General features: G+C 65.8%; 11 protein-coding genes. 4 read left to right on the forward strand and 7 right to left on the reverse strand.

Annotated features, from left to right (window positions below; genetic code table 11):
- The first annotated feature begins 400 nt into the window (after positions 1-400).
- The gene (locus GGR13_RS13635; protein ID WP_246347884.1) at positions 401-1663 is read left to right on the forward strand and encodes a capsular biosynthesis protein; all 1263 of its coding nucleotides are present in this window, start codon (positions 401-403) and stop codon (positions 1661-1663) included.
- A 208-nt stretch (positions 1664-1871) separates the two neighbouring features.
- Positions 1872-4541: a TonB-dependent receptor gene (locus tag GGR13_RS13640; RefSeq protein ID WP_183214149.1), complete on the forward strand. Its 2670-nt coding sequence runs from the start codon at positions 1872-1874 to the stop codon at positions 4539-4541.
- A gap of 72 nt (positions 4542-4613) precedes the next feature.
- On the opposite strand, the gene GGR13_RS13645 is transcribed toward GGR13_RS13640, so the two are convergent.
- Positions 4614-5006, reverse strand: a complete 393-nt coding sequence (locus GGR13_RS13645; protein ID WP_183214150.1) for a hypothetical protein — start codon at positions 5004-5006, stop codon at positions 4614-4616.
- 197 nt (positions 5007-5203) lie between these two features.
- Here GGR13_RS13645 and GGR13_RS13650 point away from each other — a divergent pair, with 197 nt between their 5' ends.
- A complete protein-coding gene (locus tag GGR13_RS13650) occupies positions 5204-6208 on the forward strand; it encodes an agmatine deiminase family protein (RefSeq protein ID WP_183214151.1) in 1005 nt (334 codons plus the stop codon).
- On the forward strand, positions 6208-7077 hold the full coding sequence (gene aguB, locus GGR13_RS13655; protein WP_183214152.1) for an N-carbamoylputrescine amidase: 870 nt from the start codon (positions 6208-6210) through the stop codon (positions 7075-7077). The genes GGR13_RS13650 and aguB overlap by 1 nt, the downstream gene beginning before the upstream one ends.
- A gap of 6 nt (positions 7078-7083) precedes the next feature.
- Here the strand turns inward: aguB and GGR13_RS13660 are convergent, their stop codons facing one another.
- The 6 genes from GGR13_RS13660 to GGR13_RS13685 all read right to left on the reverse strand — a co-directional run bounded on the left by GGR13_RS13660 (position 7084) and on the right by GGR13_RS13685 (position 12159).
- Entirely contained in the window at positions 7084-8052 is a 969-nt protein-coding gene (locus GGR13_RS13660; protein ID WP_183214153.1) for a DUF1565 domain-containing protein, read from the reverse strand.
- A gap of 2 nt (positions 8053-8054) precedes the next feature.
- On the reverse strand, positions 8055-8849 hold the full coding sequence (locus GGR13_RS13665) for a phosphatase PAP2 family protein (protein ID WP_343060416.1): 795 nt from the start codon (positions 8847-8849) through the stop codon (positions 8055-8057).
- Positions 8846-9331, reverse strand: a complete 486-nt coding sequence (locus GGR13_RS13670) for a hypothetical protein (RefSeq protein WP_183214154.1) — start codon at positions 9329-9331, stop codon at positions 8846-8848. The genes GGR13_RS13665 and GGR13_RS13670 overlap by 4 nt, the downstream gene beginning before the upstream one ends.
- 67 nt (positions 9332-9398) lie before the next feature.
- The gene (locus GGR13_RS13675) at positions 9399-9650 is read right to left on the reverse strand and encodes a ribonuclease (RefSeq protein WP_183214155.1); all 252 of its coding nucleotides are present in this window, start codon (positions 9648-9650) and stop codon (positions 9399-9401) included.
- An 87-nt stretch (positions 9651-9737) separates the two neighbouring features.
- Positions 9738-10793, reverse strand: coding sequence for a 1,9-bis(guanidino)-5-aza-nonane synthase (locus tag GGR13_RS13680; RefSeq protein ID WP_183214156.1), 1056 nt, complete (start codon positions 10791-10793; stop codon positions 9738-9740).
- Positions 10794-10893: 100 nt separating this feature from the next.
- Positions 10894-12159, reverse strand: a complete 1266-nt coding sequence (locus GGR13_RS13685; RefSeq protein WP_183214157.1) for a type III PLP-dependent enzyme — start codon at positions 12157-12159, stop codon at positions 10894-10896.
- Positions 12160-12333: the final 174 nt, after the last annotated feature.

The raw sequence follows: 12333 nt of genomic DNA on the forward strand, positions 1-12333 counted from the left end.
GACGCCCTGGTCGCTCAAGGCGTCGCCGGCGGCGTGATCTCGCTGGACGGCCGTGGTGAAACCCAGCTGGCCCGCGCCACCGCCGATGGCGTCCGCGAGCCCCTGAACCGTCGCGCCACGATCAACATCAACTTCTAAGCCCCAAGGGCGAGGGGGACCGGACAACCGGCCCCCCTGCCTGCGGACTTCGAAATCTGATCCGATCAACCGCCGCCCCGGCTTCCAGCCCGGGCGGCGGTTTTCGTTTGCGGGCGAGAGGAGTGACGAGGCCTTTGCCACGCCTCTGTCGACCCTCGCGCGCCCTGGTCAATGCAGCTTTCACCACGCCCGCGTCTTGCCTTGAGGGCGCGGCACGCTCTAGGAAGAGACCCGGGCGGCGGATACGAAAGAGACACAAGGTTTGCTGGCCAGCCTCGACCCCGATTATCCGGAAGCCGCCGCCTCGCTCCAGCGTCCGGCTGGCCACAAGGATGTCTCGCTGGCGGGTCGCCGTTTCCTGATCGTCACGGCTCCGTTCGGCCCCTTTGGCCGCGTGCTCAGTGGCGTGCTCCGGGACCGCGGGGCCGAGGTGTCGCGCATGATCTTCAATGCCGGTGACCTTCTTTATGGTCGCGAGCCCGGCAATATCCTGTTCAAGGCCGATGTCCGTCATTGGCCCCGTCGGCTGGCCGAGCTGTCGCCCGCCTTTACGGACATCCTCATCTTCGGTGAAGGCGGTGCCTATAACCAGGGCGTCCTTTCCCAGGCGGGTCAGATGGATGCCCGCGTCTGGGTTCTCGAGAACGGCTATTTCCGTCCGGACTGGGTCACCGTGGAGCGCGGCGGCGTCAATGCCTCGAGCCGCCTGCCCCGGACACGCCACGCCTACGCCCCGCCCGTCCCCGAGATTCCGGTCACCCGGATGGTGGGGCGGATTCTTCCGCACCACGTCGTCAACATCAGCCTTTACCACCTGATCCAGCTACTGGGCCGGTTCCTCTATCCCCGGTTCGTGGCTCCCTACACCCAGGCCCCGTGGCTTCAGTGCGCAGGGCATATCCGTCGCTATGTCGGGCTGGCCTTCCGCTCGCGGCAGGCCTGCAATACGGACGACATCGCCGCCAAGGGCCCCTTTTTCCTGGCCTGTCTGCAACGCGAGGGTGACGCACAGCTGCTGCGATATTCGCATTTCGCCGACAATGTCGCCTTCATGGCCGAGGTCATGAGCAGTTTCGCACGGCACGCGCCGGCCAGCTGCCGTCTGGTGGTCAAGAACCATCCGCTGGATCCGGGCCTGGTCGATCTGGCGCACATGACCCGATGCCTCGCGATCGAGCGGGGACTGGCCGATCGGGTCGACTTCATCGACGGCGGAAACCTCGCGACCCTGTGTCGGGCCTCGCGCGGCATGGTCGTCAACAACTCCAGCGCTGCCCTGTCCGCGCTCGGCTTCCGCACCCCGGTCAAGGTGCTCGGCGAGGCCTTCTTCGACTTCGACGGCCTGACCGACCAGCGACCCCTCGATGTCTTCTGGGGCAATCCCCAGGCTCCCGATCCGGATCTGTTCACCCGGTTCCGGGCCCATGTCATCGCCCGCACTCAGGTCAACGGCAACTACCACGAGCCACGCGCCTTGCTGCCGACGGCACAGGGCATCGTCGCGGTTCTCGGGAGAGATGTCTGACGCTGACCACCGTGGGTCGTGCCCAAGGGTGACACAGGCGTCAGCGGATAGTGTGACCTCTCGGCCACCCTGTGGCGCTGTCACGCCGTTGTCACAACACTGTCGTCCCAGCTTACAACATCGCGCCTAGAGCGGACCCCAGATCGGCGGGCACCTGGCCTGTGCGAGAGCGATTGCTCGACCTTTTTGTATCCGGGGATATTGAACCATGACGAACCGCTACCGCGCCTTGCTGGCGACGACTGCCCTCTTCACAGGCGTCCTTGCGGCCGGTGCCGCTTCGGCCCAGTCGACCGGCACGCTGGCCAACGAAACCACTGTCGATGAAGTCGTTGTCACCGGAAGCCGGGGCCCGCGCTCGATCAACGGCGCGCAGATCGCCGAGCCGGTCGACAAGGCCCGTTCAACCATCACCCAGGAACTGATCACCCGCCAGCAGCCGGGCCAGACAATCCTGCAGTCGCTGAACCTCGTCCCCGGCCTGAACTTCACCAACTCCGATCCCTACGGCAACTCGGGCGGCAACATCCGTCTGCGCGGCTTCGACGGCAACCGCGTCGGTCTGGCCTTCGACGGCGTGCCGCTGAACGACACCGGCAACTATGCCACCTTCACCAACCAGCAGCTGGACCCGGAACTGATCGAGCGCGCCTCGGTCACCCAGGGCTCGACTGACGTCGACAGCCCGACACCGGCAGCCGTGGGCGGCCTGATCAACTATACCTCGGCCCGCCCTCTGGAAGAGCGTGGCGTCCAGCTCGTGACCTCGATCGGCACCTTCAAATATGGCCGCGTCTTCCTGCGCGCCGACACGGGCGCCTTCGGTCCCTGGGGCACGACGGCCTATCTGACGGGCTCCTACACGGACTACGACAAGTTCAAGGGCCCGGGCGAACTGGAGAAGCTGCAGTTCAACGGCAAGCTCTACCAGGACCTCGGTGAAGGCAATTTCGGTTCGCTCGCGTTCAACTACAACCGCAACCGCAACGCCTTCTACAACAACAGCACCAACCTGGTTCAGTTCAACCAGGGCTTCCGCCCCGAGAACGACCGCACCTGCCTCCCGCCCGTGGGCACAAATGGCGTCGTTGACAACGAGGCAACCTCGGCGCGGATCGAGACCTATTTCGGCGGCATCGCAGCCGGCAGCTGCACCAACTATAGCGGCACCCGCATCAACCCCTCCGACACCGGCAACATCCGCGGCAATTTCAGCTACCGCCTGCGTGACAACCTGCGCCTGACGGTCGATCCCTCGTTCCAGTATGTCATCGCCAATGGCGGCGGCTTTACCCTGGTGGGCGAGCGCGACGATCGCCTCGACCAGAACCCGCTCAACAACGCTGCCGCCACCAATGCCACCTGCGTGACGGCGCTGATCCGCAACACCGGTGTGGACCTGAACGGCGACGGCGACACCTGCGACAACGTCGCCCTCTACACGCCGTCAAACACCAATACGCGCCGCTATGGTGTGCTGACGTCGCTGATCTGGGACGTCACCGACAACCATCGTCTCCGGGCTTCCTATTCGAACGACTATGGTCGCCACCGCCAGACCGGCGAGGCCACCCGTTACGATGCGTCCGGAAACCCGCCCGAAGTCTTCGGTGGCGAAAACACCTGGGGTGACGAGAACCTGCGCGTCTTCGGCCGCGACGGCTCGTTCTATCGCAGCCGCGACCGGTTCTCGCTGGCCATCCTGAACCAGTTCTCGCTCGACTATCGCGGCCAGTTCTTCGACGACAACCTGACGGTCCAGATCGGCGTCCGTGCCCCGTTCTTCAAGCGTGAACTGAACCAGTTCTGCTACACGGCCAACGGCACCGGCAACCCGTTCTGCACCACCCAGCCGGTCGCCACGACCCTGCCGAACGGCAACGTCCAGTTCGCCGGTAACACGACCCAGTACATCGCCCCGTTCAGCCAGGACTTCGAATACGATGACGTCCTGCCGAACATCACGGTCGGCTATGACTTCGGCGACAACAACCTGTTCGCCAGCTATTCGGAACAGATCGCCGTTCCGCGCACCGACAACCTGTACAACGTCAACCGGATTGCCTCGACGACGGCGATTCCGATCGCGTTCAACCCGGTCCAGCCCGAGATCACCAAGAACTATGAGGTCGGCTACCGCTACACCTCGTCGACGGTGATCGCTTCGGCCTCGGCCTTCTTTAACCAGTACAGCAACCGCGTCGTGTCCACCCTGGACAACGATCCGACTTCGGAAACCTTCAACACCTTCATCGATCGCAACATCGGTGAGGTCGAGAGCCAGGGCTTCGAAGGCGCCGTGACCTGGTCGCTCGCTGACAACATCTCCCTCTACGCCTCAGCCACCTATCTCGATGCGGTGCTGCAGGAAGACCAGATCGTCGGTTCGTTCACCTGCCCGGCGGCGGGCATCACCAACCCCGCCACTGCAGGCTTCGGCTGCACGCCCAACCAGCGCTCGCCGCTGATCATCCAGACCAAGGGCAAGCAGGTCGTCGAGACGCCGGAATGGCAGGCCACCTTCCGTGCCGACTGGCAGCCTACGGACCAGCTGTCGCTGGGCCTGCAAGCCAAATGGGTCGACGAGCGTTTCACCACCGACGTCAATGACGAGGTTGTCCCGGCCTATACGGTTGTTGATTTCGATGCCCGCTATGACCTGACCAACACCTTCGGCATCCGCGACGCCTATGTGCAGTTCAACGTCTCGAACCTGCTGGATGAGGAATATCCGATCAACATCTCGTCGGGTAACAACGCCCTCACCATCGCCGATGTGAACCCGAACGCGGGCATCAACCCCCGCGCCGGCCAGCCCCGGACCTTCGGTCTGAACGCGCCGCGCACCATGGTGCTGACGCTCGGAACCAAGTTCTAGGACACGGCTCCATCACAAACGGAAAAGGGCGGTCCGTGCGGACCGCCCTTTTTTGTTGTCGCTGTCCTGGCCTCAGGCGATCGGGACGATCCGGTCGGCGAGGATGACGAAGGCGGCCCCGCACTCGTTGCGGATGTTCGACCCCTGCTGGTCGATGCGCCGTCCGGGCAGGTCGTCGGACCAGGCCCGGTTCTGCCCCGTGATCCGGACCCGCTGGCCGTTGAGGTCCTGTCGCGCCTGTCGCTGAAGATCCCGGGGCAGGGCACCGGACAGGCAGGGACGTGCGAGCGGCTGAAGCACCTGATCCTGTCTGGCGTTCAGCTGGAACTCCTCGCCGGAAAATCTCAGCCAGCCCTCGAACACCGTGTCGGTCGCGGCATAGGCCTCGGGTGTGGCCTGAAGGCCGGGCGCACAGGCCGAAAGGGCCAGAACGCTGGCTGCGAGGGCGAGAGAGGTGGCCTTCATCAATGAACTCCTTGTGACTATGACCGGCCCCTGGGCGGGTCGAACGGGCTCGGAGGGTACCACGGACGGGATGCGTCTTCACCTCGGACGGAGGTCAGCGATGCCCGTTGTCACAGCATCCGCATTGAAGCAGCGGGTCCTGATGGCTATCTGGGCGGGCCGCCCTCCCTTTTGCGCGCCAGCAGGACGTCTCCCCCATGCCCGTCAGTTTCATCCCCGCCGAATGGGCCCCGCACCGGGCCATGTGGGTCGGCTGGCCCAGTCATGCGGAGCTGTGGGAAGACAATCTCGATCAGGCCCAGGCCGAGGTCGAGGCCCTCGTGCGAGCCCTGGCCGGTCCCGGACGGGAAGACGTCCGGCTGATGGTTGGACGGCCGGACGCTCTGGCCGATGCCCAGGCCCGCTTTGCCGACGTCGCAGGGGTCGAGGTTGTCGATGGCCTGTTCGGGGATATCTGGCTGCGGGACACCGGACCGATCTTCGGGGCGGGCTCGGCCTCGGCCCATGCCTTCCGGTTCAACGGCTGGGGCGGCAAATACGACTATCCGCATGACGGCGAGGTCGCAGACCAGATCGGCCAGGCGTCCGGCGTGGCCCTGACCCGGCATGATTTCGTGCTGGAGGGCGGGGCGCTGGACCACGACGGCGCGGGCACAGTCCTGACGACGCGGCAGTGTCTGCTGAACCGGAACCGCAATGGGGACTGGACCGAGGACAAGGCCTCAGCGGCACTGGCGCAGGCCATCGGGGCCCGCAAGGTGCTGTGGCTTGGCGATGGCCTCCTGAACGACCACACCGATGGCCATGTCGACAATCTGGCCCGGTTCGTCGCGCCGGGCGTCGTCGCCTGTTCGATCGCCTGGGGTCGCGGCGATCCCAATGACGAGGTCTATGACGCGGTCGCCCGCGACCTGTCGGCCATGACCGATGCCGACGGAAACGCCCTCACGGTGCTGCGGCTGCCGTCACCCGGCTTTGTCGGCGATGCGGACGAAAAGCCGGTTCCGGCCAGTCACATGAATTTCCTGATCGCAAACGGAGCGGTCATCGTCCCGACCTATGGTGACGACCGGGCCGCGAACCTGGCCTGTCAGGGGCTGCAGACCGTCTATCCCGACCGCGAGATCATTCCCCTGCCGTCGCTTGCCATCCTCACGGGCGGCGGATCGTTCCACTGCATCTCCCAGCAGGAGCCTGCCTGATGCCCCGCACGATTTCCGTCGCCGCGCTGCAGACCGCCTATGGCGAGGACATGCAGGCGAACATTGCCAAAACGATCGACCTTGTCCGCGAGGCCGCCTCGCGCGGGGCCCAGGTCATCCTGCCGTCCGAGCTGTTCCAGGGACCGTATTTCTGCGTCTCGCAGGAGGAGCACTGGTTCGGCACGGCCTATCCATGGCGTGAGCATCCGGCTGTCATCGCCATGGCGGATGTCGCACGTGAGCTTGGTGTCGCCATCCCGGTCTCGATCTTCGAACGCGAAGGGCCGCACTATTACAACAGCCTGGTGATGCTGGATGCCGACGGCGCGCCGCTGGGCGTCTATCGCAAGAGCCACATTCCCGACGGCCCCGGCTATCAGGAAAAATACTATTTCCGCCCCGGGGACACCGGCTTCAAGGTCTGGTCGACGCGGTTCGGACGGGTCGGGGTCGGGATCTGCTGGGACCAGTGGTACCCGGAGACGGCACGCGCGATGATGCTGCAGGGGGCCGAGGTCCTGATGTATCCGACGGCCATCGGATCGGAGCCGCATGATTCCGAGTTGCATACCGCCGAGCCCTGGCGGCGGGCGATGCAGGGCCATGCCGTGTCCAATGTCGTCCCGGTCGTGGGGGCCAACCGGATCGGGCATGAGCAGGTCACGCCAACGGGCCAGAGCTTCTATGGCCACTCCTTCATCGCTGATCACCGGGGCGATCTGGTCGAGAGCCTGGATGGGGAGGAGGGCGTGCTCGTGCACAGCTTCGACCTCGACTACCTCGATCGCCACCGCGCAGCCTGGGGCTTCTTCCGGGACCGTCGCACCGACCTCTACGGGTCGCTGTCGGCACCGCGACCCACGACGTAGCGCGGCCTATCGAACGATGCGGTTGCGGGCCACCACATTGCGTGTGGCCCCATCCCCGTCGTCTGCACTCGATCCGAAGGGGTAACCGGCGTCGTCCCCGCAATAGCGGCGGTTGCCCTCGCGGGCCCCGACCACGACCGTGCGGGGCCGGAACCGGGCGGCACCGGAAAAGACATTGTCGGTGATGCGATTCTCCGACGGGGTCTGGTGCCGGATGACACCGTCCTCGCCGCAGTTGCGATACAGGAAGATCCCGCCGCGCCCGCCCAGGCTGAAACGGTTCCCGGCGATGACATTGCCGGCCGATCCATCGATGGCGATCTGCTCTCGGGCGGTGGCGACGTCGAACACCACGCCCTCGATCCGGGCATCGCGACTTTCAGCGTCGAGATAGAGGGCGGTCGACTCCGAGCGCCCGCCGAACCGCCCGCGAAGGACCTGCGTCGCCGTGACCCCGGGTCCGACATACAGGGGGATGGAGCCGGTCCCGACGAACGCCACGGCCTCGAAACGGATGTTCGACGGTGCGGCGGCCTGGACCGCGGCCGTGTGACCGGGCGAGCGCGACGAGTCCAGAAGATCGCTCATCGATCCGCCCGCCCCCATGCCCCAGAGGCGCACATTGCCGTGGATCTGGCAGTTGCGGATCGTCACGTCGGTCGGGCGGCTCCAGCCGGTCGAGGGGCCCTCGATGCGCCGCGACCAGACAGCGATCGTCGGGGCCCGGGTCGTCATCTGACGGCCAGGCACGCCAAGGCTGCCGCCACGACAGTCGATGCCGCTGCCCGAACCTTCAGCCCCCTCGATCAGGATCCGGCGGGTGATGGACTGACCCGGAGACAGGGTCGCGCGGCAGGTGAGGCGGTAGGGGCTGTCTACTGGTGCGGTCAGCGCCTCGATCTCGGCCGCGGAACAGGCTCGCGCCGCGGGCAGGGACCAGGCCTGCAAGCTGAGGGCCGCCAGCAGGGCCAGCATGGTCAGGGCAGGGGGGCGGCCAGGGCAGCGCGCTCGGCAGCACACCCCGGGTTCGATCGGCCTGCCGCCCTTGCCGAAGCCAGTTCGGCCTGTGCGGCAACCCGGTCGGCCTCGAAGCCCGGAGTGGCCACGATTTCACGCGCGACGTCGCGGCCCAGGGACTCTCCGGCCTCGACGTCGCTGGGATAGTGCATGCCGCAGACGATGCGGCTGACGGCGATCTCGTGGCCTATGCGGCGTGTTTCCGTCGCCCGGTCCGGGGCCAGTACAGCCAGCACCTCGCCATAGGCGGCACCGACGGCCGCACTGCCAGACGGATAGGACGGCGAGGTGCGTCCGGCCTCACTCAGCCGCTGGCAGGCCTGGCGCGCCGGGTCGTCGCCGACGGGCCGGGCCCGGAAGCTGCGGGCCTTGACGCTTTCTGCGGCCTCATTGGCATCGTGCAGGACCTTTTCAAACAGGGCCGTGAGCAGAGGCGTCGCAGCAGACCCCATCCGGGTGCCGAGGGCGCAGTCGAAATGCGCCAGGGCCAGCGCCGGCCGCAACTCTGCATGGGCGGTTGCGAGAAGCCAACGGTCGCCGCCCTCCAGAACCCTGTACCGCTCCGACACGGCCTTGTCCGCCCGGTCCGTGGCCGATCCGGCCACGGGCGGTGGCGGGACCCGGGCCATCAGGGCTGCGAGCCCCGCGGCGTCCAGATAACCGGCTGCGGGGGCCGGAGAGGATGTCCTGGCGGGTGTCGATGCGCAGCCGCCCAGCGCGATCAGGGCGAGCAGGACGGCCGGAGCCCGGTTCACTCCCCCGCGCTCCAGCTCAGCTGGACCGATGTGCCACCCGCTTCTGCGGGAGAGGCCACGACCTGGATGGTCGCCCCCTCGGGTGAGCCTGCACCATAGGCGATGGCCTCGCCCTGGTTCATGGACATGACGGGCGACAGGCCGGAGGCTTCGGCGCGGCGCTTGTAGAAGTCCACGACGGCCTGGGGCTCGGCCTCGGTGCTGAACGTCAGCAGGCCGCCGGGCCCGGCAACGCCGTCGGCAACGGTCGGCACACCCTCGATCACTGCGCCGGGGTACAGCGCCGCATAATCCGGCGCACCCGGGACCGCAGGGCTGGCCGGCGCCAGCTCGACCCGCGCCTCTGCCGCCGGTGGGTCGGCTGCAGCAGGCGCGGCAACATCCTCCGCCACATTGGCAGCGGGGGTGGTGTCGCCGGGGCCCTCACAGGCCGACAGACCCAACGCCAGGGTCATGGCAACCACCGCGAACTTACGCTTCATCCCGTCGTCGTCCTTGAGACTGTTATCGTTCCACCGTGGCGTATCGTTGGGGCGCCAGCAAGGCGGATCAAGCGTCGTCAGCCTTGCGTTTGTCGGCCATGCCTTCCGTGGCGAGCGCCTCGTTTATCGCGTCCTGATCCGGATCGTCATCGGACCCGGATGCCGAACCGCCCTTCAGGGACCCTGCGCGGGTGTCGGATCCCGAGTCCGTGCCTGAAAGGGCCTCGATCAGGGCATCGGGCGTGTGCCCATGGTCGGGCTTCTCGCCGTGCTGCAGGGCCTCGCGCGCATCTTCGGTTTCGGGCGTGGGATCGGTCATGGCTGTCTCCTTGTTCGGGGAAACAAAGCCGCTTGCGATCGCCGGTTCCAAAGGAAAAGGCCGGGAGCGGGTCCCGGCCTTCCTGTGTCATGCCTTGTCGAAAAGCTTGGCCCACCTACGCTTGTCCCGGTTCTTCCAGGCCCCACGATGATAGGCGTCCGAGCCGATGAGCGGCACGACCGTGGTCGCCTCGGCGAAGACCATCTGCTCGTGCGTCGTCTGGACCTTGCCCCAGGAGGCGGCTTCCTTGAGCGTCGACGACGAACAGGCCCCGTCGCGGACATCGGCGACGGTGATCTGGACCGCATAGCGGTGCATCTCGGCCTCGATGCCCAGGATTTCGGCACAGACGACGGTGTCCTGCGCAAAATTCTTGGGCACGCCGCCGCCGACCATGAACAGGCCGGTGACGCCCGCTGCGATCTTGATGTCGGTCAGTTCGCGGAAGTCCGCAACCGCGTCGATCATCAGATAAGGCTTGCCCTCCACGATCCGCTCCTTCTGGTGCTTGACGAGGCCGAAGCCGGCCGAGGAATCGACGAAGGCCGGGCAGAAGATCGGCACGCCCTCTTCATAGGCGGTCTGGATCAGGCTGCCGGACTTCTTGGCGTTACCGGCGGCGAGCCACTTGCCCATTTCCCAGATGAACTCGCGGCTGGAATAGGCGCGCGGCTCCAGCTGGTTGCAGATCTCCAGGATGGTGTGGTCGCAGTTCTGGAGCTCTTCCTCGTCGATATAGGTGTCGTAGATCCGGTCGATATAGTTGTCGCGCAGGACGTTGTCGTCGACCTCGCCGGCCGCCTGATAGTGCTTGAAACCAAGGGCTTCGAAGAAATCCATGTCGACGATCGAGGCTCCCGTGGCCACGACGGCGTCGATCATCCCGAATTTCACCATGTCGCGGTACACATGCATGCAGCCGCCGGCCGAGGTCGAACCGGCCAGGATCAGCCACGGTGAGCAGTCCTTGTCCTCGATCGCCATGGAGAAGATGTCGGCGGCACGGGCCGTGTCGCGCGACGAGAAGCTCATCTTGCGCATGGCGTCGACGATCGGCCGGGCATCGAAGGACGTGATGTCGATATGCTCGACCACGTTCTGGAGCAGTTCGGCCTTCTGGTTGGTCTGGACAGGAGCGGTCATCTCGCGGGTTTCCCTTTGGGTTGAGCGCCCGTCGTCAAAAAGAAGCAGCGGCCCGGACGGAGCGACGGGCCGCTGCTGATTACAATGCTTAGATGACGGTTTAGCGCCGCGACTTCTTGCGCTGACCGGCGCGACCCTTGGGGCGCGACAGACGGACGACCTTGCGCGCGGCTTCCTCGTCCGTGGTGCGCACGGTCGGGATCGAGCGAGGGGCCAGACCATAGAGCGAGGCCATGGGGGCATCCTCGACAACGGCGAGATCGTGCTCGCCATAGCCGTTGAAGCCCGTGGACATGGCCACGCCATAGGCCCCCAGCATGCCGATCTCGATGAAGTCGCCCTCACGGATGTCGGCCGGCAGCCAGAAGGGGCCCGGCATGTGGTCGATCGAGTCGCAGGTCGGTCCATAGAACTGGAACGCCTTCAGCTCGCCCGAGCTTTCGCCGTCCCGGACCAGTTTGGTCGGGAAGGGCCAGCGCGAGTGTGTCGCGTCGAACAGCGAGCCATAGGACCCGTCGTTCAGATACAGGGCGTCGCCCTTGCGCAGTTCGACCTGGCACAGGACCGACGAGGCTTCGGCGACCAGCGCGCGGCCGGGCTCGCACCAAAGCTCGGTGGTTTCCGAAACGGGCATTTCGTTGAAGCCGCGATGGATGGCGTCGGCGTATTCGCTCATGTCCGGCGGGACCATGCCGGGATAGACCGAAGGGAAGCCGCCGCCGACATCGACGATGTCCACGAACACACCGGCGCGCGTGATCGAACGCCCGATCTGGGCCATGGCGGCCTGATAGGCGGACGGACGCATGCACTGCGAGCCGACATGGAAGCTGACGCCCATCAGACCGTCGATGACGGCCCGACGGACCGACAGCAGCAGCGACGGAGCCTGATCCGGCGAAACGCCGAACTTGCCCGACAGCGTATAGGCCGCACCTTCGGCGGACACAGCCATGCGCACGATCAGGTTCAGATCCGTCGCGCCCGCTGTGCAGTCGAGGATCTTCTGCAGCTCATCCTCGCAGTCGAGCGAGAAGGTGCGGACGCCATGGTCGAAATAGGCCTTGGTAATCGCCGACCGGCTCTTGACCGGATGCATGAAGGCCAGACGGGCTTCGGGCATGACCGAGCGAACGAGCTCGATCTCGGCCAGAGATGCGACGTCAAAACCGGTCACGCCTTGCGCGACCAGAGCCTCGATGACCCAGCGTGAAGGGTTTGCCTTCACGGCATAGAAAACGTCAGCCTTGAGATTGTCCTGGAACCACTGCGCCGCTACAGCCACCGCCGCCGGACGCACGAGTGCGACTGGACGTTCGGGGGACCGCTCGCGGACCAGGTCCAGGGGAAAATGATACGTGCGCAATTCACGTAAACCCCTGTAATTGTTAAACCCAGCCGGCGTTAGCAGCGCAAACGTAGACCTACGGGGTCCGCCGGAAGCCGCGATTTAGGGTCACGGGACTGTCATGTAAAGCGGTTTTTTCAGGGCGCGACAATTCTGACCGGCGCGCAAAGCCTTGTGGGGCCTGAAAAAGTC

Origin of the sequence: Brevundimonas variabilis, from assembly GCF_014199945.1 — a bacterium.
In the GTDB taxonomy this organism is placed as follows: Bacteria; Pseudomonadota; Alphaproteobacteria; order Caulobacterales; family Caulobacteraceae; genus Brevundimonas; species Brevundimonas variabilis.